At 65.7% G+C, this 23,876-nt stretch carries 27 protein-coding genes and 1 pseudogene; 12 read left to right on the top strand and 16 right to left on the bottom strand.

The window, feature by feature from the left end; translation table 11 throughout:
* Window positions 1-160: 160 nt before the first annotated feature.
* On the top strand, window positions 161-286 hold the full coding sequence (locus QA600_RS10705; protein WP_278291926.1) for a hypothetical protein: 126 nt from the start codon (window positions 161-163) through the stop codon (window positions 284-286).
* Between the two features lie 38 nt (window positions 287-324).
* Here QA600_RS10705 and QA600_RS10700 read toward each other — a convergent pair whose 3' ends face one another.
* The gene (locus QA600_RS10700) at window positions 325-1,029 is read right to left on the bottom strand and encodes a DapH/DapD/GlmU-related protein (protein WP_278291925.1); all 705 of its coding nucleotides are present in this window, start codon (window positions 1,027-1,029) and stop codon (window positions 325-327) included.
* Window positions 1,030-1,407: 378 nt separating this feature from the next.
* Here QA600_RS10700 and QA600_RS10695 point away from each other — a divergent pair, with 378 nt between their 5' ends.
* Window positions 1,408-2,733, top strand: coding sequence for a polysaccharide deacetylase family protein (locus QA600_RS10695; protein ID WP_278291924.1), 1,326 nt, complete (start codon window positions 1,408-1,410; stop codon window positions 2,731-2,733).
* A gap of 69 nt (window positions 2,734-2,802) precedes the next feature.
* Here QA600_RS10695 and QA600_RS10690 read toward each other — a convergent pair whose 3' ends face one another.
* The 4 genes from QA600_RS10690 to QA600_RS10675 form a co-directional block, all read right to left on the bottom strand.
* Window positions 2,803-2,928 carry a hypothetical protein gene (locus QA600_RS10690; protein WP_278291923.1) on the bottom strand — a complete coding sequence of 42 codons (126 nt, stop codon included), beginning with the start codon at window positions 2,926-2,928 and terminating at the stop codon, window positions 2,803-2,805.
* Between the two features lie 178 nt (window positions 2,929-3,106).
* Complete coding sequence (locus tag QA600_RS10685; protein WP_278291922.1) at window positions 3,107-4,309, bottom strand: MFS transporter; 1,203 nt, start codon at window positions 4,307-4,309, stop codon at window positions 3,107-3,109.
* 420 nt (window positions 4,310-4,729) lie between these two features.
* Window positions 4,730-6,076: an orc1/cdc6 family replication initiation protein gene (locus tag QA600_RS10680; RefSeq protein WP_278291921.1), complete on the bottom strand. Its 1,347-nt coding sequence runs from the start codon at window positions 6,074-6,076 to the stop codon at window positions 4,730-4,732.
* A 1,107-nt stretch (window positions 6,077-7,183) separates the two neighbouring features.
* Window positions 7,184-7,423 (bottom strand): PRC-barrel domain-containing protein, encoded by a 240-nt coding sequence (locus tag QA600_RS10675; protein WP_278291920.1) that lies wholly within the window; start codon window positions 7,421-7,423, stop codon window positions 7,184-7,186.
* A gap of 443 nt (window positions 7,424-7,866) precedes the next feature.
* Between QA600_RS10675 and QA600_RS10670 the strand changes: the two genes are divergently transcribed.
* Window positions 7,867-8,709: a DUF4097 family beta strand repeat-containing protein gene (locus QA600_RS10670; RefSeq protein ID WP_278291919.1), complete on the top strand. Its 843-nt coding sequence runs from the start codon at window positions 7,867-7,869 to the stop codon at window positions 8,707-8,709.
* A 569-nt stretch (window positions 8,710-9,278) separates the two neighbouring features.
* On the opposite strand, the gene QA600_RS10665 is transcribed toward QA600_RS10670, so the two are convergent.
* From QA600_RS10665 to QA600_RS10650, 4 genes are all read right to left on the bottom strand, one after another.
* Entirely contained in the window at window positions 9,279-9,962 is a 684-nt protein-coding gene (locus QA600_RS10665) for a sensor domain-containing protein (protein ID WP_278291918.1), read from the bottom strand.
* An 80-nt stretch (window positions 9,963-10,042) separates the two neighbouring features.
* Entirely contained in the window at window positions 10,043-10,327 is a 285-nt protein-coding gene (locus QA600_RS10660) for a hypothetical protein (protein WP_278291917.1), read from the bottom strand.
* Window positions 10,314-10,715 (bottom strand): hypothetical protein, encoded by a 402-nt coding sequence (locus QA600_RS10655; RefSeq protein ID WP_278291916.1) that lies wholly within the window; start codon window positions 10,713-10,715, stop codon window positions 10,314-10,316. The genes QA600_RS10660 and QA600_RS10655 overlap by 14 nt, the downstream gene beginning before the upstream one ends.
* A complete protein-coding gene (locus tag QA600_RS10650) occupies window positions 10,712-11,053 on the bottom strand; it encodes a helix-turn-helix domain-containing protein (RefSeq protein WP_345782025.1) in 342 nt (113 codons plus the stop codon). Before QA600_RS10650 ends, QA600_RS10655 begins: the two co-directional genes overlap by 4 nt.
* 166 nt (window positions 11,054-11,219) lie before the next feature.
* Between QA600_RS10650 and QA600_RS10645 the strand changes: the two genes are divergently transcribed.
* Together QA600_RS10645 and QA600_RS10640 are read left to right on the top strand one after the other, a co-directional pair.
* The gene (locus QA600_RS10645) at window positions 11,220-11,990 is read left to right on the top strand and encodes a sensor domain-containing protein (RefSeq protein WP_278291914.1); all 771 of its coding nucleotides are present in this window, start codon (window positions 11,220-11,222) and stop codon (window positions 11,988-11,990) included.
* 375 nt (window positions 11,991-12,365) lie between these two features.
* The gene (locus QA600_RS10640) at window positions 12,366-12,794 is read left to right on the top strand and encodes a hypothetical protein (protein WP_278291913.1); all 429 of its coding nucleotides are present in this window, start codon (window positions 12,366-12,368) and stop codon (window positions 12,792-12,794) included.
* 75 nt (window positions 12,795-12,869) lie between these two features.
* Here the strand turns inward: QA600_RS10640 and QA600_RS10635 are convergent, their stop codons facing one another.
* Both QA600_RS10635 and QA600_RS10630 read right to left on the bottom strand, forming a co-directional pair.
* Window positions 12,870-14,009 carry a sugar-transfer associated ATP-grasp domain-containing protein gene (locus QA600_RS10635; protein WP_278291912.1) on the bottom strand — a complete coding sequence of 380 codons (1,140 nt, stop codon included), beginning with the start codon at window positions 14,007-14,009 and terminating at the stop codon, window positions 12,870-12,872.
* Window positions 14,010-14,196: 187 nt separating this feature from the next.
* Window positions 14,197-14,880 (bottom strand): cob(I)yrinic acid a,c-diamide adenosyltransferase, encoded by a 684-nt coding sequence (locus tag QA600_RS10630; protein ID WP_278291911.1) that lies wholly within the window; start codon window positions 14,878-14,880, stop codon window positions 14,197-14,199.
* 97 nt (window positions 14,881-14,977) lie between these two features.
* Between QA600_RS10630 and QA600_RS10625 the strand changes: the two genes are divergently transcribed.
* The gene (locus tag QA600_RS10625; protein WP_278291910.1) at window positions 14,978-15,334 is read left to right on the top strand and encodes a helix-turn-helix domain-containing protein; all 357 of its coding nucleotides are present in this window, start codon (window positions 14,978-14,980) and stop codon (window positions 15,332-15,334) included.
* 38 nt (window positions 15,335-15,372) lie between these two features.
* On the opposite strand, the gene QA600_RS10620 is transcribed toward QA600_RS10625, so the two are convergent.
* A complete protein-coding gene (locus QA600_RS10620) occupies window positions 15,373-16,134 on the bottom strand; it encodes an ABC transporter ATP-binding protein (RefSeq protein ID WP_278292063.1) in 762 nt (253 codons plus the stop codon).
* A gap of 547 nt (window positions 16,135-16,681) precedes the next feature.
* On the opposite strand from QA600_RS10620, the gene QA600_RS10615 reads away from it, so the two are divergent.
* The gene (locus QA600_RS10615; RefSeq protein WP_278291909.1) at window positions 16,682-16,921 is read left to right on the top strand and encodes a hypothetical protein; all 240 of its coding nucleotides are present in this window, start codon (window positions 16,682-16,684) and stop codon (window positions 16,919-16,921) included.
* Between the two features lie 48 nt (window positions 16,922-16,969).
* On the opposite strand, the gene msrA is transcribed toward QA600_RS10615, so the two are convergent.
* The 3 genes from msrA to QA600_RS10600 all read right to left on the bottom strand — a co-directional run bounded on the left by msrA (window position 16,970) and on the right by QA600_RS10600 (window position 18,704).
* Entirely contained in the window at window positions 16,970-17,503 is a 534-nt protein-coding gene (gene msrA, locus QA600_RS10610) for a peptide-methionine (S)-S-oxide reductase MsrA (RefSeq protein ID WP_278291908.1), read from the bottom strand.
* A 45-nt stretch (window positions 17,504-17,548) separates the two neighbouring features.
* The gene (locus QA600_RS10605; protein WP_278291907.1) at window positions 17,549-18,214 is read right to left on the bottom strand and encodes a 2,5-diamino-6-(ribosylamino)-4(3H)-pyrimidinone 5'-phosphate reductase; all 666 of its coding nucleotides are present in this window, start codon (window positions 18,212-18,214) and stop codon (window positions 17,549-17,551) included.
* Between the two features lie 280 nt (window positions 18,215-18,494).
* Window positions 18,495-18,704: a hypothetical protein gene (locus QA600_RS10600; RefSeq protein ID WP_278291906.1), complete on the bottom strand. Its 210-nt coding sequence runs from the start codon at window positions 18,702-18,704 to the stop codon at window positions 18,495-18,497.
* 125 nt (window positions 18,705-18,829) lie between these two features.
* Here QA600_RS10600 and QA600_RS10595 point away from each other — a divergent pair, with 125 nt between their 5' ends.
* The 5 genes and pseudogenes from QA600_RS10595 (at window position 18,830) to QA600_RS10575 (ending at window position 23,526) form a co-directional block, all read left to right on the top strand.
* Complete coding sequence (locus QA600_RS10595) at window positions 18,830-20,116, top strand: Single-stranded DNA binding protein (RefSeq protein ID WP_278291905.1); 1,287 nt, start codon at window positions 18,830-18,832, stop codon at window positions 20,114-20,116.
* On the top strand, window positions 20,113-21,855 hold the full coding sequence (locus QA600_RS10590) for a hypothetical protein (RefSeq protein ID WP_278291904.1): 1,743 nt from the start codon (window positions 20,113-20,115) through the stop codon (window positions 21,853-21,855). The genes QA600_RS10595 and QA600_RS10590 overlap by 4 nt, the downstream gene beginning before the upstream one ends.
* 7 nt (window positions 21,856-21,862) lie before the next feature.
* Window positions 21,863-22,654, top strand: coding sequence for a metallophosphoesterase (locus tag QA600_RS10585; RefSeq protein ID WP_278291903.1), 792 nt, complete (start codon window positions 21,863-21,865; stop codon window positions 22,652-22,654).
* Window positions 22,655-22,881: 227 nt separating this feature from the next.
* Window positions 22,882-23,061: pseudogene (locus QA600_RS10580) on the top strand (molybdopterin-binding oxidoreductase); the annotation flags it as partial.
* Between the two features lie 180 nt (window positions 23,062-23,241).
* Window positions 23,242-23,526 carry a hypothetical protein gene (locus tag QA600_RS10575; protein ID WP_278292062.1) on the top strand — a complete coding sequence of 95 codons (285 nt, stop codon included), beginning with the start codon at window positions 23,242-23,244 and terminating at the stop codon, window positions 23,524-23,526.
* Window positions 23,527-23,530: 4 nt separating this feature from the next.
* On the opposite strand, the gene QA600_RS10570 is transcribed toward QA600_RS10575, so the two are convergent.
* Window positions 23,531-23,821 carry a hypothetical protein gene (locus QA600_RS10570; protein ID WP_278291902.1) on the bottom strand — a complete coding sequence of 97 codons (291 nt, stop codon included), beginning with the start codon at window positions 23,819-23,821 and terminating at the stop codon, window positions 23,531-23,533.
* Window positions 23,822-23,876 lie beyond the last annotated feature (55 nt).

Genomic DNA, 23,876 nt, shown 5'->3' with positions numbered 1-23,876 from the left:
CGTTACTTTCCGGTTGTCGGAACCGACGTTCGTTCGGCTCGCGGAACGGCGATGGGTCGTTCCCTCACACGCGCTTGTTTCACCAACTCCCGGTTCGTGCGGGCCGACAACTCCCAGACGCCCGATACACTTATCGTGTCAAACGTTGACAATCACGGCGATGGTCGGAAAGCTCATCGCCCTCCTCACGCTCGCCCTCCTGTTGCTCTTTCTGGCCGGCGCACCCGCGGTCGCCGAGTTCGCGACCGCTCAGCTGTGCGGCCCGCTCGAGTCGATCGAGTGCTGAGGATCGGAGCGACGATCACGACCGCGAGGTGAAAGCCATTAGTCGGGTGCCGCCCGCGCGAGCGGGACGTCACCGGTATCGTCGAGTCTGCGCTCGAAGAACGCCCGGTTCTCGCGGATGCGTCGGTCGCTCCACTCCCACCACTCGAGCTCGAGCAGCCAGGATCTGATCTCCGGTGGAAACCGCCAGCCGATCCGGTCGGCCGGCACGCCCCCGACGATCGAGTACGGCTCGACGTCTCTCGTGACGACCGCCCCCGCGCCGACGACGGCGCCGTCCCCGATCGTCACCCCCGAGAGGACCGTCGCTCCCGTCCCGATCCAGACGTCGCTGCCGACCGAGATGGGGCCGTCGGCGGTCGGCGGGAGCTCGCTGTCGAGAACTTCCTCGTAGAGGCGGATCTGCATCGACGGCTGGTCGATCCGGTGGTTGGTCTGCTGGAAGGTGCTCTCGCGGGCGATCGCACAGAAGTTGCCGATTTCGACCTCGCCGACGAGATCGCAGTCGGGCTCGAGATTCGTCCGACGCCCGATGCTGACGTCGCCGTCGAGAATACAGCCCCGACTCAGCCGGGCATGCGGCCCGATATCCACCCGGTTGCGGAGCAGACAGCCGATCGAGATTCGGGCCGAGGGGGCGATCTCGAGCTCGGTGGCGTCGAAGTACCGATTGAGAAGCCCGTGGGTTACCGGCGGGTAGCCGAGAGCGGAGACCGATCGTTCGACAATGGTATCGAGACTCATGCGCGTAGACACCACCCGACGCGGTTCGGGATATAGTTTGTTCGAGTAGGTGGTAGAGTCAGCGATCGAGACCGTTCGCAGCCCTCGGCTACCGAGGGTAGGTGGCACCTGTCGACGTTTCGATCCGGAAACCGAGTCGGCAAAACCGGACAGACGGCGGCTACCGCGGGTCGACACCGATGCCCTCATTCAGGAGGGTGTTCCGGACGTCCGCCGTCCCCGGATCGTCCGCCTCGAGCCCGGATCCTCGGCCGAACGGTCGAAGCGAATCTGTCGAACGGTCCGGTTACCGTTACTATCGTCACAGTAACACCAGTCGGATAGCTGGGAGGTCGGTCCATAACAAACCGTGGTTCGGGGCTGGTCTCGGGTGGACCAATGGACCGACGAACCTATCTCGTGACCGCGACGGGAGCAGTCGTGGCGCTGGCCGGCTGTTCCGAAATGGGCGGGCCCGGCGAGACCGACGACGAGGACCACGACGACGGCGCGGCCAACGGCGACGACGACCATGACGAGCCGGAGACGGACGACGAGGAAACCGAGGAGGAAGAGACGGACGAGGACGACGACTACGACGACCTCGTCGGCACCTACGACGACTTCGAGGATCTCGACCCCTGGAGCGCGTTCCAGGACATCGGCTCGATCGAGGCCGACACGGAGCAGTACTACGAGGGATCGCAGTCGGCACGGCTCCTGCCCGATTCCGAGGATGGCCAGATCAGGGCGCGCCGCGAGACCGACGAGCCGATCGACATCCGGGGCGTGACCCCAGGGCTCGCCATGACCGCCTCCGACAGCGGAATGGTGTTGATCCAGCTCCAGGACGAGGACGGCGACTACGTCGAGTACAGCCAGCAGGTGATGGGAGATATGCCGCTGGCTCGGCACAACTTCGGCCTCACCCGCGTTCGCGGTGACCCCGATCTGGAGGAGATCATCGTCCTGCAGATCATTCGCTGGTTCGGCGAGCCTGCGGACGACGAGGACGAAGACGAGGACGTCGACGGCGAGGAGATGTGGGTCGACGACTTCCACTTCGTCCCTACCCCCGAGACGCCGACGGTGATGCTCCAGTTCCACGGCGGTTACGAGACCCACTACGAGGAGGCCCTGCCACGGGTCGCCCAGTACGACTTCCCAGCGACGGCGTTCGTACCGACCGACCGACTCCGGGCCGACCCCGCCGTCGAGGGCGACCGACTCACCGAGAGCCAGGTCGAGGAGCTCGCGGCGAACGGGTGGACGATCGGTTGCCAGACCGCGAACGGAGCGCAAGCGGGTTCGATCGACGAGGTCGGAGCCGAAGATGTTATCGTCGAACCCGCGGAGTGGCTCGAGGACGAAGGTTACGACGACGACGGCCGGTTCTTCGCGTTCCCCGGCTCACAGTACAACGAGGAGACGTACGAACTCGTCCAGGAAAACTACGATCTAGCCTTTGCGGGCCAGACCCAGTCCCAGGGGTACGCCGGCAACCCTCACCTCTGTTCGGTGGTCTCGAGCCCGAGCGGCGACGAGGGCGAGAGCCTCGTCGAGTGGACCGCGGAGATGGGCGGGATCACCTCGATCGGCTTCTACCAGCTCGAGGAGAGCGAAGCGATCGAGGGCCTCGAATCGACGCTGGCCGCCCTCGAGGAGTACTCGGGCGAAGTCGACGTGATCACGCCCGGCCAGATGGCCGACGACTACGTTTACTGAGCGCCTCGGCCTCGGCTTCAGGAAGATCACCGTCCCGTTCGTTCGTACTCGTCCCGCTCGAGCGTTCGCTCATTCCGGAGTGCTGGGGGCGTCGAGTGTTGACGCCACCGCGACGGCGACCGCGAGCGCGTACCCGCCGAGCTCGAGGCTCCAGTGGAACCCCCGCGTCGTCGACAGCAGCCGAACGGCGACCACCGCGAGCGCCGCGAGACCGAACGCCGCGTGGCTTCCCTCGAACCGAGTCGAACGACGCTCGAGCGCATACCACGCGCCGACGGCACCCAGCGCCGCGCCGACGGTCGAACTCAGCGTGAACGAAAGCGATTCGAAGGTCGAACCGTGATTTTCTGCGAAGCGAGCGCGGGTAAGGAAACTACTCCCGTGGCATCCGCAGCGTCAACAGCGTTCCGAGCGCGATGATCAGCGCCAGCAGGAGGTAGCCGGCGTCGAAGTAGCCCCGCTCGGCGACGACGCCGAACACGAGCGGTCCCGAGGCGCCGAGCACCGAAGCGCTCGAGCGAACCACACCCAGTCCCGTCCCCTGGATCTCCGGTGGGATGATCTCGGCGAGGTACGACTGCGTGATCGCGCCGGAGCCGAGCATCGTACTCGAGAGGACGGTGACGAAGACGAGTCCGACGAGCCCGTCGACGAACGGTAACAGCGCGAGACCGACGATCGACCCCAGCAGAACGAGCGGGAGCGAACCCCGAAGCCCGATGCGATCGTAGGCCACCCCGGCAACCGGCTTGACGACGACGCCGACCGCGAAGAAGAGACCGAACAGCCCTCCAGCCATCGTCGAGGACAGCCCCTTCTGCTCGACGAGGTAGGTCGGATAAAAGGCTGAGAACGTCTGCCAGACGAAAATAAAGAGAAAGAGGATCACGCCGATAATTGCGAGGACGGGGCTGCGGAGTTCGCCGATCACGTACCGCAGGCTCTCGCTCGAGCCGTCGTTGCCGTCCTCGAGGTCGGGATCGGGCGCCGGCAGCGTCAGCCAGATAACGACCGCGGTGATACAGAGCAGCGGCAGGACGAAGCCCAGGCCGAGCCGCCAGGCGACTGCGACCGCCAGCACGCTCGCGATCGGCGGCAGCACGGTCTGGCCGATATCGCCGGCTGCCATCGTGACGCCGAGCGCCCGCCCGATCCGATCTGGGTAGAGATCCGACAGCGCGGTGATCCGCGCGATCGGGTACTGCGAGAGCCCCAGCCCGACCAGCGCCGTCGCCCCGAACAGGGTCGCGGCGGTCGGCGAGAGGAGGACGACCGTTACCCCGACGACGACCATCGAGACGCTCGCGGTCAGCACGGACCGTTCACCGTGTCGATCTGCGAGCATCCCGCCGGGAACCTGCCCGATCGCGTAGCCCAGCCAGATCAGCGTGACGAGCAGGCCGGCCGTCGAGAGCGTGAGATCGAACTCGGCGCTGAAGTAGGGCAGCAAGACGGGATAGATCATGCGGGTGCCGTTCAGCAACCCCCAACCGAGCGCGATGGCCAGCAGCGTCTTTCCGGTGCCGCCGGCCCACAGCCCGACCAGTTCGCGTCGAATCGAATCCAGGCGACTCATTCGGCGTGTGCGTGGCAAGGCCGGTCCCGTTGAAACCGTTTTAGTTCGAGGCGGCGGTTGCTGATTCCGGGTTTGGCTTCGCGTGGTCGAGGACCGAAGACTGATCGATCGGCCCACTCGAGCCGAGACTCCCCGTGTGCGAAGTGAAACGGTACCACGACTGACTCCGGACACCCCCCGTGTGCGAGATGAATTTTCGGGGTCGAGCGCCGGCTCGATCGGCCAAAAAAGTCGAGCAATGCACGAATCTCCCGACACCCCGTGTGCGAGATGAATTTTCGGGGCGGCGGGCCAGATCATGCCGCTATCGGCGCTTCGGCCCGCCCTCCCCCCGTGTGCGAGATGAAATGTGCTTCGGTGTCGGAAGCTGCTTCGGTGTCGTGAGCTGGCGGCTCGAGCTCGAGCTAAATCGGGTCGGACTCAGGTTTCGTCGAAGAACTCGTCGATCTGTGCGTTGACGACGGACTGAATCAGCTCGTCCTCTTCCTCGATCTCCTCGAGTCGAAAGTCGGCCTGCAGCGTCTCGGCGACGACGGCCGGATCGTCGACGAAGGTGTACTCCTTGTGGACGCCGCTACCGTAGCCGCGGCCGCGTTTCTCCGAGGTGATGAAGTTGTACGTCTCGGCCTCGGTCATGTACCGAAGGTAGGAGTCACGGGACTTCTTGTCGGCGTCGAGTCGCTCAGTCAGATACTGGTAGACCCGGTAGGCGACGGTGCTCGGAATCGCGTTCAGGTTCCGCTCGGCGTGGACGGGCACGATCGCGGTAGCGTACAGGGAGAGCTTCTTTTGTGTCGAGAGTCCCTGCATCTGGGTCAGAGTGCGGTCGCGTTCGGCCTCCCGCTGGGCGTCGCGCACGTGGTCCTCGCGGACCGTCTCCTCACCCTGGCGGTTCGCGATCTCGCCGGCCTTCCGAAAGAGATCGATCGCCTTCCTCGCGTCGCCGTGATCCTGCGCCGCGAAGGCCGCGCTTAACGGAATGATCCCGGCCTCGAGGACGCCGTCCTGGTAGGCGTCGCGTCGGCGATCGAGGATCGCCTGGAGCTGGTTCGCGTCGTAATCCGAGAAGACCACGTCCTGTGGGTTGAACGAACTCTCGGCGCGGCCGTCGAGGTCCTCCATGAAGCGAGGGTCGTTCGTGAGCGCGGCGACCGAGACGTGGCCGTCGATCCGACCGAGCTGTGAGGCCCGCGAGAGCTGGTAGAGCAGTTTCGAGTAGGCGGGTTCGTCGTTGGGATCGCGCTGGCGACCGACCAGGAGGTCGACCTCATCGAGGATGATGATGACGGAGTCGAACTCCTCGCTCAACAGTCCGTACAGCCGGTTCAGCTTTCTGTCCGTCGAGACACCGCTCTCGGGGACGCCGACCTCGACGCCGGCCGTCGTCGCGGTGTTCTCGACGAGACGGTACACCGCCCGATCGTGGGACTTGATCGTCTGACAGTTGATCTGGATGACGCCGAAGCGATCGCCCTGAGCCTCCGCGAGTTCGACGACCTGCTCGCAGACGGCGTTGATGATCAGCGACTTTCCGGTTCCCGAAGGACCGTACAGCAACATGTTGGGCGGCCGGTTCCCCTGGAGCGCGGGCCGAAGGTAGGTGATGATGTCCTCGAGCTGTTGATCCCGGCCGACGATCCGGTCCTCGTCGATGACGGCGTCGGGGTCGAGCAGTCCCCGCTCCCTGAACACCGACTGCTGGACGCCATCCTGCAGTCGCCCCTTGATGGATTCCGAGAGGGAGTGACGATCGTCGCCGTCGGTCATACCGTGTCACTCGTACCGACTTCATAAATACGTGACGAGAACCGCGTGCGAGAGCAACGGTGCCACAACCGCCGTCGAGGGCGCCCGTACGACACGAGCACGCTTCGAGGCCGAAAACCGTGGGCGAGATTAAATACGGGGGTCGAACAGGGAAACTCGCGACTGAAAACAACATTTGGCGGGAATCTCTGTAGTCAGGAGGATTAAGAAGAGACGATCGGCGACGCTGCACTCGCTGTCGGTGAGACACCCCGTGTGCGAGATGAATTCTTCTCGGAAATGAGCGTGTGGGCTCGAGGGGGCCCACGTGCCGGATGAATTTTCGTTCCGCTCGTATCCTCTCCAGTTCGAGTGCGTATTCCGTGCACAGAGAGTTCGCGAACGACGGTCGTCACCGAACGACAGTGCGGTCACTGGACGGCAGTACGTGACCGCTCGTACGACATACGGCGAAAACGGGTGGACCACCGAGACGGAGTAGACAGGCGGACCGTCGGATATCGTGGACGATCAGATGACGGTGACGGCGGGAACGGACGAGCTGAGAGGAAGCGTTCCGTCGACCCCCTCCCCCCGTGTGCGAAATGAATTGGGGTCACGAACGGGGCGGGGTGGGGGGCGGTGACCGGGTGGTAGAAGAGAACGAGAAAACGGCGAATCGGGCGGACTTACGGCGCCAAGCGTCGAAATCACAGTGATCGCCGTCGGCTTCTCGATCGGTGCGATCGCTTCTCGGATGTCATGTGCCGGCCCACGAAGGACTCTAGTACCAGTGGTTTTATGTTCCTTCTGTAGGAACAGGTTCTGTACTGGGTCCCGATCGGCTCGAGAAGAAAACGACGCTTCGAGACCGATCGGAAGAGGCCGCGGAACCGTCGAACTCGTCCGTTCTCGCACGGCGATACTATCCACGTTGCTCCCAATGGGAGTCGATTACGCCGCCCCCTCTCCCCCGCCTCCGGTTTCGCACCCGATTTCATTTCGCACACGGGGGGAGGGACCGCCTATTCCTTACGTACTTTCAGTCCCCACGTCCACTCCCTTCCGACGCACTAACGGCTCCCGGCCAACGGTTCGAAGAAATCACACAACGAGCGGTCGACTCGATCAATCCGAACTGATGACGATCCTGTCGTCGATGTTCTCGATGCACTCGAGCGGCAGTCTGAACCGACCGTCGGCGTCGAGTTCGATCCGTCCGGGAATGTGGTCCTGTGGTTCGACGACCAGTTCCTCGATCGTTCCGGGCTCCGCACCCATGGTGATGTTCTCGAGCGTCCCGAAATCGGTGCCGTCGATGCCGACGATCGTCTTCCCCTGAAGCTGTCGTGCCAAACGGGTTGCCATACCCGTCGTTTCGCGGACTCCTACTAAACACCGTGGGATCGATCACAGTTTCCGAGAGCGGCCACGCTTCGGAGATCGACGAACTGACCGCTTTCGAATTATCGAAAGGAAGGAAGGCCCCCGACCGATGTCGGGGGGCACCACTGAACCACGATTGCGAACCAGCAACGGAATGTCGTCCAACGCGGGAGACACCTGGGATGCGCTGCTGGTCACGAAATATTACACTCGAGTACAAAAGTACCTCTCGGTTCGCGTCGGCGGAAATTCGTCGTCGCGAACGGACCCACAAATCGCCTCTGTTCCGGAATCTGTACTTCTCGCTGCCGCGACGAGCCGATCGAACCGACTCGGCAGTTCCTCGTATATAACTGTTGGGGACCGTGTGATGACTCGTCAGCCCTGCCTTGGTTTACAGGTGGATGGCACCCGTCGACTCGAGTATGACAGTGAATTACACTCGCCGACAACTGCTCGGTGGACTGTCCGCTGCGGGGGCGGCGGCCCTGGCCGGCTGTACCGGTTCGACGCCGTTCGTCGGTCGACGCCTCGCAGACGAAGAGACGATCGATCCCGAGGACGCCGAATCGATCGCGATCACCGGCTCGGTCGGCGACCTGACGGTTACCGGCGCCGACCGCGATACGATTCGGCTGGATATCGAGAAGCAGTCCAGCTCCGTTCGGACCGATCTCGAGGCGCTCCGCCTGGAGTCCGCCCGGGAGGAGGACCTCCTCGAGTTCCGGGCCGAGTACGACGGCGAAACGGGCTGGTTCGAGAGCGAGCCGGCGATGGATCTCGACGTCGCCCTCCCCGACGGGCTGTCGGTCGATCGCCTGCTCACGGGAACCGGTCGGGTCACCGTCGCCGACGTCGGCGGGGATCTGGAGGCTCGCTCGAGCACCGGCAGCGTCGAGATCAGGAACGTCGACGGGACGGTCGTCGCCGAAACGAGCACGGGAAGCATCGACGTCGCGGACGTCGACGCCGTCGGAAACCTGACCGCGAGCACCGGGAGCATCGAGGCCGCGGTGCCGGCGATTGACGGCGACACCGCGATCACGGCGAGCACCGGTAGCGTCGAAGTCGCGCTCTCGCCGACCATCGACGCCGACCTCGAGGCCCGAACCAGCACTGGCAGCCTCGAGATCGACGACGACGGACTGGAACTCGAGGAGTACCGCCGCGAGAACGACCGCGTCAGCGCCGTCGTCGGCGAGGGCGGTCCGCGGCTCCGGATCGAGACGAGCACGGGAAGCGTCGAGATCTCGACGCTCGAGGAGTAGAGAACCTGACATCCCTCCACGGATAGCGACGAAGGACGTCACCAGTGAAGGAAAACGACAGGGGTCTCTCCAGAAAGTACCGAGCGCAGTCTTAGCACAGAGTAGCAATCAGTAGAACGGATTTCAGTACAGGCCAAGTGGGTCCCGCTGTAAATTGAGGATATTGACTTTCATCAAGAGAAGCGCACGAATCCAGCCCTGTACTTATCAACTCTCGTCTGGGAAGGAAGAAATAGACTTAGGAGTGTGAGTACCAGTCCACCCCAGAGTAATATATAGTGAATATTTGTAACAGCAGCAGTGGTGGAGTTCGTACTAACTATCCAAAACCCACCTACTATCGAGAGATGTAGCCAACGAGACTGAGGTGTATTCCGATCATGTCAGAAACTATTCACATTAGGTAGAAATTCTTTGTGCTTCAAAACTATCTCTTTGACAGGAATTGTAGTGTTCCGTTCGCAGTCTTTAGGTAACGAGTCCCGTCGTCCGGCCAAGACGCCGTCGAGCAGCGGATAGCCAATTTCCCACCGCAAAGCGGGTCGATTCCGCACCCGTTCTTGGCTCTCTCACATCTCGCTACGACCCTCGAGCAGCGACGCGGCGACGACGGCCGAGACGCGACCGAGGAGGTTCGCGAGGTACAGCGTCCCGAGGCCGACGAGGAGCCCGCCTATCGCGGCCCCCAGCGCTTGCGGAAGGGTTTCGATCGTGATCGGCTCGCCGAGGCCGGCGTACACCACGAGGTCGGTTCCGTAGACGAAGGGCGTGACCAGCAGGCTCGTTGCGAGCGAGACGCCGACGACGAGGGCGACGAAGCCGACGATCCCGAGCAGGATCTTCCAGCCGAGATACACCGCGCCGAGCCAGGTCTCGCGTCCGAGCACGAGCCGCTTCAGGAACGTGGCGATCCCGTCATCGGTCGGCGGAAGGGACGGCGTAACGTCGACGGTGAGCAGTCCTCGAGTGAGGGCGCCGTCGAGCCAGGCGAGCGCGACGACCGACAGCAGCGTGGCGACCAGCGCGATCGGCCCGAGCAGCGTGAGGCTCAGTCCGACGGTCATCGAGAAGCCGACGGTGATCGCGACCAAGTAGGCGATCCCGAGCGGGAACGCGAGCAGGACGTAGGCGAGCGATCGGTACGTCCAGGGGTCGATCGGTGCGACGCGAAACGGACGGCTTCCCCTCCCGCTCGACGAGTCGGTCGGTACGACTCCGCCGGAGCCGGCGGCATCGGATCGGTTGGATGGCATACGAACGGATCAACGGCTCCCGAGGCGGTAAAACGGGGTCGCAGGCTGTCGGCTCGACGATCGTGCGAAACAGTTTTGTACTAGGTTCCCTCGAGCGAGTAGAGGATCGCTATCAGCCCCGCGATAGTTACCCAGAGGACGCCGAGCAGGCTGGCGGCGTCCGACAGCGAGAGCAGCGGGGCGAGCCCGTAGCTGACCGCGACCGGGCCGGCGGCGATCAACGCGATCCCGATCGAGAGGTAGAACATCGCGAGGCTGTCGTTGCGACGATACCCACGGTAGGCGTAGCCGGCGACGACGAGCCCGACCACCGCGGTCGCCAGCGCCGTCGCGAACAACACCGTCGCGGGTTCAACGGCGACCATGGATCACCCCCAGAATCACGACGAGCCCGAGCAGTTGGCAGGCGGTGACGATCGTCTCCTGCCAGACGATCGCCACGCTCCCGACGTTCGATAGTGCGAGGCGCAACAGCATCGGGACGGTCGTCAGCAACACGAGTCCGACGCCCAGCAGGAGCATCGCCCGCCCGCCACCGGCGCGGTGGCCGCGGTAGAGCCGCAGCGCCAGGTACACCGACAGCAGCGTCGCGAGCACGAGCGAGAGAAACACCAGCGCGATCACGGTCGGGGAGCCTCCGACCGTCGACAGGGGAGTGCTCTCGACTATCGATCCGAACCCGGTCCAGGCCGGCAGCCACCGCTCCGAGGCCGAAGCGAACTCGAGGACCGGTGGATGTGCTCGCGGACTCATTTGAACCCCTCGTAGAGCCTGGTGAAGCGGTCGGCGGCCGATTCCTCTCGTTCGATCTCGACGTCGTACCCCTCATCGGCGAGGCGGATCCGAACTTCCCGAAGCCGGGCCGCGTACACCTTGTGGTGGTGGCCGTCCGGATCGAGCTGCTGGTGGACCTCGAGCAGGTCGGCCTCCGTGAGTTGCTCGACGCGTCGGTAGATCGTCGAAGGATCGGCGTCGCAGGCGTCGCTTAGGGCCCGGACCGACTTGGGCTCTGTACGGGTGCGGACGAGGATCGTCTTGGCGTAGTCGTCGCCGAGGATCTCGACGACATCAACCTCGCCGTCGTCGGCCATCGAGGGGTGGTACTCGGGCCAGAACAAAAGCTTGTCTCCCATCCGACACCATTCTCGAGCGTATTCGAGTACTGTGAGCCTGGCCGATTCGAAGCGGATCCGATCCGAAGGTGGTTGCTGACCGGGCCGAACGTTTATTTTTCCGCGCCGGGGAGTCATCCTCGAGATGGCGTCTCCGACGGCCGAGCGACTCGACCTCGGCGCCGACCGACTCCGTGGCGGACTTCGGTGGTTCGTCTCGGTCCCCGTCCGACAAGAGACGTACCGCCGTCTGGGCTACCTGCTGCTCGCCTTTCCGCTCGGGATCGCGTACTTCGTCTTTCTCGTCGTCGGCCTCTCGGTCGGAATCAGCCTCTCGATACTGGTCGTCGGGCTTCCGATGCTGGCGGTCGTGCTGGGGGCGACGCTGCTCGCGGCCCAGTTCGAACGCTGGCTCGTCACGCGCTTGCTCCCGATCGAGATCGACAGCAGCCGTCGACTCGAGGGCGACCGACGCCGGGATCGAGCGTTCGACTTGCTGACCGATCTCCGGACCTGGACGCCGTTCGTCTACCTTCCGTCGGTGTTCCTCCTGGGTCTGGTTTCGTTCGTCGTGCTCACGACCGGGCTGTCGACGGCGCTGGCAATGATATTCGTGCCACTGTACTACGACCAGCCGGGGTTGTACGTGGGGGTCGTAACCGATCGGGCACCCGAGTTCCACCAGACCGTCTACCTGGCGTGGAACCAGCTGCTGGTCGGGTTCGAGGCGGTCCTTACGGTCGGCTACTGGGAGATCACGACGCTTCCACAGGCGATCGTCGTCGCCGGCGGCGGCCTCCTGCTTGGCCTGCTCACCCTCCACGCGCTTAACGGACTGGCCTGGCTGTTCGGTCGGTACGCCAAGCTCTTACTCGAGGGCGGGTACGACGTGACCGCGCTGATCGATTCCTCCTGACCGCGCAGATCACGTTCTCCCGCTCGCCGGATCTCGCCCGCTCGAGAAACCCTTATGCGGATCCGATTCTCGAGGCGGCTACTGCTCGTTCCGTCGCTCTCTCGTAGTAGCCGGATCTTCTACAATAGCTACCTCAGTTAGGGTAGCTAAGCTACAATAGGTAGCTACCGCACTTGCCGCTGCTACCCGAGTCTACCGAACTCGCGAGGCGGAGACGAGTCCCCGCTCGAGAAGGGCACCGTTCACCGACCGACGTTTCGACGAACCGACTCGCTCGCGAGCGCACCGAACCGCATATCGACTCCGTCCGCGACGGCCGAAACGCCGTTGTTGTGCAAGCCTCAGACTCATTGATCGGTCCGTTGACGGTTCAGTATGGCATCACTCGAGTCGACACAGGAGCGGACCCGTTCCGAAATCGCCGCGTACCTCCGACAGTTCGCCGACGAACTCGATCCGGATACGCGATCGGATACCACCGAGCGCGGCGGGAACACCGCCGAGACGGTCGGAACCGGGTCGACGGGGACGGCCGGGACCGGAGCCGGTACTGGATCCGATGGAGCGGACCGTCGAGCCGACGGTACCGAGACCGGAGACCGCGCCGGAAGTGTCGGGGACAAGGTTACGGTAATCACTGGAAACGAGAGTGCGACGATCAACCCGCCGCAGACGTGTTCGTTCGACGTCGCGGTCGACACCGACTCCGACCTGCTCGACACCGGTGCCGAACGGAGCACGACGTTTACGATCCGGTGGGACGCCGACCACGTCGAAGCCGACGACGAGCTACGCGTCGAGTAGTCGCCGAAACGCCGCCGGCCGCTTTTCGTCCGACGACCGAGTTACACTCGAGAGAAATCGTAGCGATGAGAGCGGTTAGCAGACCTCGTGGCGTTCGTAGAACCGGCGAACGCGCTCGTCAGCTAGCAGCGGGCCGTTGATCTGCATCGCCTTGAGTCCGGGGTGATCGTTCGCTTCGATAACCTTGAACGAGCCCTCGTCGTCGGTGAGCACGAGGTCCCAGCCGACGTACGGGAGCATCGGGTGGCTCGAGGCCAACTCGAGAACTCGCTCTCGGATCGTCTCCCAGGCGGGAACCTTCGTACCCTGGATCCGCGTTCCGGTTTCGGGATGGTGGGTGTGCCACTCGAGGCGGTCGCTCTCGTAAGGAAGCTGTGCGGCCGGTCCGAGTTCGCCTGTTTCGACGTCGATTTCGGCACTGAGCCCGCCCTGCGAGAAGTTGTCCATCGAACCGGATAGGTCGGAGCCCATCCGCTGGATCGCGGCCGCGATAAACGCCTCCTCGGCGTCGTCGTCGTACATTGTGAGCACGCGGATCGTGTTCGGCGTCTCGGGGTAGAGAGCGGCCGCGTACGGCCCCTGCTCGACGTGCTCGCAGACGAGGTAGTTCTCGAGGTCGTCGACCCGAGCGACGAGGGCGCCACGATCGTAGTGCTCGCCGTTGACCTCGTAGCCGCTCTCGGTCCGCGAGCAGAGCAGGACGTTCTCGCCGCCGCCGCCACGGATCCACTTGAGAACCAGCTTCCCCTCCTCGGCGAGCCGATCGGCGACCCACGCACCGGCCTCGTGGCGAGCAGCGGTCCTCGAATCGACCGCCGGCTCGAGCGCCGCCGTTCCGTCGCCGGCGACCGCCGCGGGTGCCGGCTCGCGGGAGTCGTCGAACTCGTGGAAGAGGCCGCCACGGACGAGTCCGTAGACGACCGTGCGGTGGTCGCCGTAGGCCCGCATCAGCCAGTCGAAAAACAGCTTGTTCGAGAGCGCGACCGACCACGTCCCGTTGAGGTTCTTCGTCCGGACGAACCGCTGATAGTCGCTGACGAACGCCTCCGGGTCGTGGCGCTCGAAGTCGTAGATAACGCCGGCCCTGCTCAGGAAGCCGCGCCGCCAGAGGGCGAGCCGACGCGGGAGCGACTGCGAGTACGACGAGGAGTTCCGTTCAGTGTCGACGAGGTCCTGGACTCCCTTCGCCGTGAAGTAGTAGTCGCGAACGTTCATACCATTCCCTGCCGATCACCCGGTGTGAACGTTGCGTTTGTCTCCCGGTAACGGTTGAACCGACGACATCACGCTCCGGAGAACCGGCGCCCGGAGAGCACGCTTCATACGGTTTACTGTACGTCAGTACCGGCGTAACCGCGGCCCGTGGGGCGGTTGGGCCGGGACATCGGTACAGCAATCCGTATCAGTATTCAGTTCCCTGTCGTGCTCGCTGACCCGCCTCGATCGGGTGTTTCACCTTCCGAACGTTCGTGATCAGGTCCGCACGATCCTCGAGATAGGTCGGTTCCTCGTGGCTGCCCGACAGCACCAGCTCGAGGCCGTCGGGTTTGGCGTCGAGCAGTCCGAGGACGTCGTCCTCGCCGATCAGCCCGCGATCGGCGGCGTACAGCACCTCGTCGAGGATCAGCATGTGGACCCCCGCCTCGGGGTCGGCTGCGAGGTCGAGCGGTGCCGAGAGGTCGGCGTCGTCCGCCGCCGCGAGCAGCTCGCGGGCGCGCTCGAGGCCCGCTTCGGCCTCCGCCTGGTGGTCTGCGTCCTCGCTGCCGTCGGCCATCCCGTGCCAGCCGTAGTGACCGAGGTTCTCGTAGCTCATCCCCGGCAGCGCATCGATCGCGTTGTACTCGCCGCGGACTGCGTCGACGCTCGAGGCGCCGCCCTTCATGAACTGAAGCAGGTGGACGCGGTAGCCGTGGCCGGCCGCACGCATCCCCATCCCGAGCGTGGCGGTCGTCTTCCCCTTGCCGTCGCCCCACCAGACCTGGACGAGCCCGAACTCCTCGGGCGCCGCGGGTTCGATGCGTTTGGCTTCGGGAGTCCGACCCGCTCCCGGCGTGTTCTCGAGGACGTCCTGAGAGTCGTCGCTCATACGCTGGTTCTGGAGCGCCGGCTACATGTAGCCACCACATCCAGGATGGCCGACCAAACGTGTCTTTAGGCTCCACTTCCAAGTCGGGTGTACCCGTATGCCACTCGAGTTCTCCTCGTCGGACGATGCCCCCTCGCGCGAGCACGTCTTCGGCGTGCTAACCGACGACGACTGTCGGGCGATCATCGCGACCCTCGAGGAGCCACGGACGGTCGCGGAGACCGCCGAGGAGATCGACCGTCCCCTCTCGACGACCTACCGGAAGCTCGATCGACTGACCGAGGCGGGACTGGTCAGGGAGACGGTCGGGGTCGGCCGGAGCCGAAGCCGAAAATCCCGGTACGTCGCGGACTTCGATCGGGTCGCGATCGGGCTCGACGACGACCGATCGCTCCGCGTCGACGTCGAGAACTCGAGCGATCCGCTGGTCGGCCTCTGGACGCAGGATTCGTGAACCGATCGAGGTACTGTTTCGAACGACTCTGGGGAGAGTCATCGCTCGCTCGAGACCACTCGCCCGTCGCGGAGCGTGACCACCCGGCCGGCCACAGCGAGGGTCTCGGCGTCGTGAGAGGCGACCAGCATCGCCCGGTCCCGACCGATATCGGTCAGCGCCTCGAGCACCGTCTCGCCGGTCGCGGTGTCTAGCTCGCCGGTCGGCTCGTCCGCCACGACCACGTCGGGGTCGGTCGCCAGCGCCCGCGCGATCGCGACCCGCTGTCGCTCGCCCCCGCTCAGTTCGCCCGGCAGGTGCATCACCCGATCCTCGAGGCCGACCCGCTCGAGCAGTCGCCTCGCTCGCTCGCGTCGTCGCCCCTTCGGAACGCCTGCCTGCACCAGCGGAAGCGCGACGTTCGCCCGCGCGGACAGCGCGGGGAGGAGGTGAAACCGCTGGAAGACGATCCCGACACGTTCGCGCCGGAGGCGGGTCCGCCGCCGGTCCGACAGCGCCGTCACGTCGGTTCCGTGTAGCGCGACCGTCCCAGCCGTCGGCACCAGCAGCCCGGCGACGGCGTGGAGGATCGTCGACTTCCCGCTCCCGCTCGGCCCCTCGAGGCCGACGATCTCGCCGGCGTCGACCGACAGCGAGACCTCCTCGAGCGCCGTCACCGTTCGATCCGACCGGGAGCGGAACCCGCCTCCGGTCCCGTACTTGTGGCTCACGCTCTCGAGCCGGACGGCCGCCGTCGGTTCACCCTCGTCGGCGCAGTCCAGTGTTGGCGATGCGCTCTCTCGAAGCGCTCGGTTGCTGATCGTCACGGAGTCTCGCAGGGGTCGACGGCGCCGCGGTGTATTGTTTCGGTGCGGCTTCTGTATCGCAAGGAGTGGTTTACGACCCGGCGTCTGACTCGATCTCCGTACCGGCCACCGAACGGAGGGCCCCACCGCTCTCCGGCGTTTGAGCGGACAGCCGTCGGTATCGAGCCGAAGGCTCCCCCTACTCGTTGAGACGAGTGGCTTCGAGAACGGAACGGACGCGACGCTACGCGCTGTAGTCCGGCGACTGGACCTCGATCGCCCCGGAGACATTCTCGAGCTGTTCGCCGACCGTCGCCACGAGGTCGTTGTCTGGCTGTGCGGTTGCGACGTCTTCCGGACACCGAGTTTGCCGACTGTCATACGGATCGACTCACGCCGCCAGTCCTTGTGACGCCACGGCATTCGAGTGGGCGCAAGACCGACACGGTACGGAGCGGCCGCCGGCCCTCTGTTTCCGGCGGTTGACCGGCGAAACACGTCGGATCGGACGGCCGGATGCTGCGGGGGTAGTGTTTACGGTTGGTGGGTGCCTAGCCGGACCATGCGAGTCCCAAAACAGCTCCGAGACGGTCACACCGAGGATGCGGTCGTCCGCGAAATCGAGGACGAGAACGGCAACGTGATCACCGTCGACTTCGGCTCCGACGCCGCCGACATGTCCGTCGACGTCGTCGACGAGACAGTGATCGTCGTCATGGACGACCGACAGTTCCAGTTCGATCTGCCCGCCGGCGCGACCGAGGTGTCTGCGAACAACGGGATCCTGACGATCTCCGAGTGACGGGCTGCAGACGGTCGGTGTCCCTCGATCGACCGCGTCGCTCGAGTCTCAGTTCTCGGGCGTCGCCTTCGCGGCGAACTTCTCGCGGACCTTCTCGACCTTCGGCGCCGCGTGCATCGAGCAGTAGGCGTCGTTGGGATTCTTTTCGAAGTAGTTCTGGTGGTACTCTTCGGCCTCGTAAAAGGTGTCGAGCGGCTCGATCTCGGTGACGATCCCCTCGTAGAGCCCCTCGTTTTCGAGCTCCTCGGCGAAGGCTCGGGCGGTCTCGAGCTGGTCGTCGTCGTGGGCGTAGATCGCCGAGCGGTACTGGCTGCCGACGTCCGGCCCCTCCCGATCCTTCGTGGTCGGGTCGTGGATCGTAAAGAACACCTCGAGCAGGTCCTCGTAGGCGATCGTCTCGGGATCGTACTCGAGCTGGACGACCTCCGTGTGGCCCGTCGACCCCGAACAGACCGCCCTGTAGGTTGGGTTCTCGGTATGACCGCCGGCGTACCCCGACGTGACCGATTCGACGCCCTCGAGTTGCTCGAACGCCGCCTCGACACACCAGAAACAGCCGCCGCCGAACGTGGCTCGTTCCATGGACGGTCGTAGGGAACGAGCGCGCAAAGACTTGACGGGGCCGGGTTAGCGCTCGGCCGTCCGCCAGGTCAACAGCGCTCCCTCGCCGACGCGCTCGAGACGCTCGAGCTCGAGGGTGGGAAACTCCGCGACGAACCCCTCGCCGTCGGCTAGCGTCGGGGCGTCCCTGCCACCGATCACCTTCGGACCGACGAACACCCGCAGTTCGTCGACGAGCCCGGCTTCGAACAGCGAGAAGATGAGTTCTCCGCCGCCCTCGACCATGATTCGCTCGAGGCCCTGTCCCTGTAGCGTCGCGAACGCCCGTAGGAGATCGACGCGGTCGTCGCCGGCCGTGATCAACTCGGCACGATTCGAGAGATCCATCCGATCGTCGACCATCGCCCGCTCGCTCGTACAGACGTAGGTCGTCGCCGCATCGTCGAGGACGGCCGCGTCCAGCGGGGTCCGCCCCGTCGAGTCGACGACCACGCGGGCGGGGTGAGCCGGCTCGCCCCGATCGCGTCGGTCGGCGATCAGCGACTCCTCTTTGACCGTGAGGTGGGGGTCGTCGGCGAGGACGGTGCCGACGCCGACGACGACGGCGTCGCTGTCGGCCCGGAGGCGGTCCATCCGCGCGAAGTCCTCGTCGCCGCTGATGGCGATCTGTTCGCGGCGTCTCGAGGAGAGCTTCCCGTCCGCGCTCATGGCGGCGTTGACGACGACGTGCATACCTCCTGTGGGAGGCGGCTCCTAAAGAAGGCGTGGATCGGGACGTTTAGACGGGTCGCTCGAGGGGGCACGGTAGCGACGGTCGACAGAGTACAATAGGTACCTAAACCACCTACCTTACCTAGCTCACTTGAAATAGATACAATAGGTAGATTAGATATCGGCTCGGTGGACGTCCGACCTCGTTATCGAGGGAATGAATCTCCATCCGAAAGTGTACACGCAAGTCCGGCAGAAACTCGAGGTGCTCGGCGACTGACCGTTCCCCGCTACCGGTCCGTCACACGCCCCGTCGCGGATCGTCGCTCGAGCCGAGCAGAATCCGGTACACGACGTACCCCACGAGCAGCGCGAACCCGAACGTGGCGACGGTTTCGGCGAACCAGATGACGGCGTACAGCGCCCGCGTGAGGATCCGCACGGCGACGAGACCGCCGAAGATCAGGGCGACGAAGGCGAGTCCGCCCAGCGCCGCGCCGATACGTTCCATACCCGACGTTCACGAACCGACGGGATGAACGTACCGTTTGCTCGCCGTCTCGAGGGCCCCCATCCGGGTTTCACTTCCGGTGCGTTCCGGGAACGCTTTTTAAGCCCCCGACCGAAGTGCCGGTGATGGAACTCGACGATCATGCCGAGGAGCTCGCCTCCGACCTCGGTGTCGACAAAGAGGAGGTCAAATCCGACCTGCAGAACCTGGTGGAGTACAGCGTCCCGGTCGACGAGGCCAAACAGAGTCTGCGCCGAAAGTACGGCGACGGCTCGAGCGGCGGGGGCGGAACCCCCTCGGCGAAGAACGTCGCCGACATCACTCCCGAGGACGGCTCCGTCACCGTCACGGGAACCGTCCTCACGGCGGGGAAGCGCTCGATCCGCTACCAGGGAAGCGACCACGTTATCGTGGAAGGCCAACTGGCCGACGAGACCGGACGGATCGACTACACCGCCTGGGAGGACTTCGGCTTCGAGGCGGGCGATACGATCACCGCGGGCAACGCGGGCGTCCGCGAGTGGGACGGCGAACCCGAACTCAACGTGGGCGAGAGCACCGCGCTCTCCTTCGAGAGCGACTCCCTCGAAATCTCTGACGAGATTTCCTACGAGATCGGCGGCGAGGCCGAACTCACCGACCTCGAGGCGGGCGACCGAGCCCGAACCCTCGAGGTCGCGGTTCTCGAGTGCGAGCGCCGGACGATCGACGGCCGCGACGGCGAGACGGAGATCCTGAGCGGCGTCCTCGGCGACGAGAGCGGTCGACTGCCCTTTACGAACTGGGATCCGGTCCCCGAGATCGAGGAAGGCGCGTCGGTCCGCATCGAGAACGCCTACGTCCAGGAGTTCCGCGGCGTCCCCGAGGTCAACGTCTCAGAGTTCTCGCGAGTCTCCGCGCTCGAGCGAGAGATCGACGTCGGCAGCGACGCGACGACGATGGACGTCGGCGAGGCCGTCCGCACGGGCGGGATCTACGACGTCGAACTCGTCGGCAACGCGATCGCGATCCGGGACGGCTCGGGACTCATCCAGCGCTGTCCGGAGTGCTATCGCGTGATCCAGAAGGGCCAGTGTCGAACCCACGGCGACGTCGACGGGATCGACGACCTGCGGGTGAAGGCGATCCTCGACGACGGGACGGGGACCGTCACGGCCATCCTCGACGACGAGCTGACACAGCAGGTCTACGGCGGGGACCTCGAGGACGCCCTCGAGGCCGCCCGCGAGGCGATGGACCAGGAGGTCGTCGCCGACGAAATCCGCGAGAACGTCGTCGGCCGCGAGTACCGCGTGCGGGGTCACCTCTCGGTCGACGAGTACGGCGCCAACTTAGACGCCGAAACCTTCGAGGAGAGCGACGACGACCCGGCCGCGCGTGCGACGGCCTTTCTCGAGGAGGTGGACGCATGAGCGCGAACGGCGACGAGAACGGCGAGGAGATCCCCGGACGGGAGATCGCCTACCGCCTGTTCGCCGCCGAGTACGACGATGCCTCGCTCTCGTATGCCGAAAGCGACGAGGAGCGAGCGCCCAACTACGTGATCACGCCGACGGGTGCGCGGCTCAACCGTGTGTTCGTCGCGGGCACGCTCACCGAGGTCACGTCGGTCAACGACGAGATGGTGCGGGCTCGCGTCGTCGACCCGACGGGCGCGTTCGTCGTCTACGCCGGCCAGTACCAGCCCGACGAGCTGGCAACCCTCGAGTCGATCGAGCCGCCCGCGTTCGTCGCCGTCACCGGGAAGGCCCGAACCTTCCAGCCCGACGACGCGGACCGGGTCTACACCTCGATCCGACCCGAGTCGATCGCGACGATCGACGCCGACACCCGCGACCGCTGGGTCGTCAGCGCCGCCGAGCAGACCCTCGAGCGGATCGGCACCTACGCGGCCGCGACGAGCCTCGATGCGGACGGCGACGCCCTCGCCGACGCGTTGGCCGAGGACGGCGTCGAGTCCGGCCTCGCCGACGGCATCCTGCTCGCGAGAGACCACTACGGGACGACGCCGGACTACCTCGCCGCGCTCCGCGACTGTGCGCTCGAGGCCTGCGAGGTCGTCGCGGGCGAGCGCGACCAGGTGAGCGGCCTCGCGCTCGACCCCGACGGCTCGAGCCCGGAGTACGGGGCGACGTTCGACTCGCTGTCGGCCCTGGCTTCGATCGAGCCCGACGAATCCGCCGTCGCGACGGCTGCCGAGGACGACGCTCCCGACCCCGCCGAGGTAACTGCGGGCCAGGACGAGCCGGAACCGGTGGCGACGGCCACGGCCGACGAGTTCACCGCGAGCGAGGATGTCCCGACCGACGCCGCCGGCGAGGATCCGGCGTTCGACGCCGACGAGTCCGACGCTCCCGACCCGAGCGAGGTAACCGCCGGTGAGGACGAACCGGAGTCGATGACGACGGCGACTGCCGACGAGTTCGCCGCCGCTGAGGAGGTTCCGGCTGACGCGGAGACGAACGTCGAAGGCGAGACCGACATCGGTAGCGACGACCCGTCCGCGGAACCCGAAGCCGCGACCGAGACCGCCGATCTCGAGTTCGACGACGTCGAGGCCGACGAGTTCGGAGCCGACGACGAGCTCGAATCGCCGTCCGAGATCGACGAGAGTGACGACGACGAGCTCGGTGACTTCGACGGCGGCGGGATGTATGAGATGGACGACGACGAGCGCGAACAGCTCGAGGAGGAGTTCGGCGCGGAGTTCGCGACCGGTACGGAGATCGACGACCCCGGCGAGAACGATATCGACGTCCCCGAGCCGGACACTGACGCCGATGGCGGCGCCGGAACCGAGGAGGAACTCGGTGAGGCACCTGGTCTCGAGTCGGAGACCGAACCGGATCTCGAGCCCGAGCCCGAGCCCGAGCCGGAGGCGGACGCCCCCTCCAGGGCCGACGAGCCGGACACCGACGACGGGAGCGATGCGGACGACGAGTCCGAACCCGCTGCGGTCGACCTCGAGGCGGCGGTCGTCGAGACGATGTCCGAACTAGACGACGGCGACGGCGCGGACCGGTCCACGGTCGTCGAAACGGTCGCGTCCGAAACCGGCGTCGACGAGGGCGCCGTCGAGGACGCCATCGAGGAGGCCCTGATGGGCGGGCAGTGTTACGAGCCCGCCGACGGGACGCTGAAAGCGATCTGATCGGACGATGGGGGACGACGCGAGCCGCCCGGAGCCGACCGTCGAACCCGTCCCCGGCGAGCCGGCCGCCGTCGCGACGGTCGGCGACGAGCGCGCGCTGTTGCTCGCGGACTACCACGCCGGCTACGAGGCCGGCCTGCGCGTCGAACGCGGCGTCGACGTCCCCAGCCAGGCGCCGGACCGCCGCGAGCAACTGCTCGCACTGCTCGAGCGAACCGGCGTCGACCGGCTGGTCGTCCTCGGCGACCTGATGCACTCGATCGGCGACCCCGGCAGCGCCGAGCGCGGCGAGCTCGAGGTGCTGTTCGAGTCGCTCCCGTCGACGATCGAGACGACGGTGGTAAAGGGGAACCACGACGGCGGGATCGAGGACTGGGTCGGGGACGCGACGGTGGTTCCGGGCGCCGGGACGGCGATCGGGTCGATCGGCGTCTGTCACGGCCACACCTGGCCCGCGCCGGCGGCTCTCGAGACCGACGTGCTCTGTCTGGGCCACGAACACCCCTGCGTGCGCCTCGAGGACGAGGTCGGCGGCAGCCAAGTCGAATCGGTGTGGCTCCGCGGTCGGATCGATCCGGAGCCGTTTCGGGACCGAGCAGAGTACGCGGCCCTCTCCTGGTTCGACGGAGGAACGCCCCCGCGAATGATCGTGCTGCCGGCGTTCAACGACCTCGTCGGTGGCACGTGGGTGAACGTCCCGGGCCAGTCGTTTCTCTCGCCGTTTCTCCCCGACGGGCTCGCGGCGGGCGAGGCGTACCTGCTCGACGGCACCCGACTCGGCCCCTACCGCGACCTCTAGCAACGCCGATCCCAGCGACTGGGAACGCCCGGAACGGGTAGTACCGACCCGCCGCAAACGACGGCTATGAGCGACGCCGCTACCCGGGCGCTCGACCGACCGCTCCGTCTCGTCGGGACCCGAACGACGACCCTCGACGGGACCGGCCTCGCCGCGCTCGAACACCGGAGCCGCGAGATCGAGATCGTCTGTGCCACGGGCGACCGTTCATCGAACGCTGACGGGGGGTGCCGATTCCGACCTTGCTCGAGTCGGCCGCGGCGCCGCCGGAGACGACCCACCTGCTCGTCGACTCCCGGGACGGGCTCCGAGCATGCGTCGCCGTCGAGGACGCCCTCGGGGGACTGCTCGCGGTCGCGAAGGGCGGCCGCCCGCTCTCGACGGTCGGGGACCACGCGACGCGGTTCGTCGTGCCCGGCGTCGACGGCGTCCGGACGGTCAAGGGCGTCGCGCGCGTCGAGGCGGCGACGCTCGCTCCCGGCGAGGATCCCAAGTCATACGAACGATGGGGGGAAGGCGGACGAGCACATCGGCGGCCAGCGCATGTAGGCCGAATCGCCATGTCTCGGCCGCGGAAAGGGTGGCGTATGTCGCTCGAAACGTACCGACTCGAGGTTCGAGAGTCAGACGCAGGTCTCGACGCAGACGTCTACGACAGCGAGGAACTGATCGCGGAGTCGACCCACGTATCCTACGACGACTTCGACGTCGAGAGTCCGGATCGCGACGGAGACGTCTCCCGGAGCGAGGACGTGACGGCCGACGTCACGGAACTCGACGTTCAGGTCCAGCGAGACGACGCCGGCTTCGCGTTCGAACTGCTCGGCGACCGGGAGACGCTGGCGACGGTCCGAGTCGACGACGAAGAGTAGCCGCTTACGCGCGTTCCGTTTTCGATCTGATCTCGTCGTCCTCCCGCCACTGGTAGTACCGATACTCCTCGCCGTCGATCGTCATCGTGGACACCGTGGCCCGCTCTGGGACGCCGTTCGGGTACGCGTCGTCGTTCCCGTCCGACGGGCGAGACTCCGCCCAAGTCGCAAGCGCGTCGGCGTGCTCGGCGACGGTCCGGATCGTCTCGGGATCGGAGTCAGCGAGGGCCTCGAGGACTGCGCGTAGCTCCGGCTCGAGGTCGTCGGGAGGCGTCGGTTTATCGGACGGCTCCATCGTTGAACCCGTTCGGTCGCGACCCTAAAAAACGCGAAGAATCGGCAGCCGTCGG

The organism is Natronococcus sp. A-GB1, assembly GCF_029688845.1.
Lineage (GTDB): Archaea > Halobacteriota > Halobacteria > Halobacteriales > Natrialbaceae > Natronococcus.
This window is presented reverse-complemented; position numbering and strand designations above follow the sequence as displayed.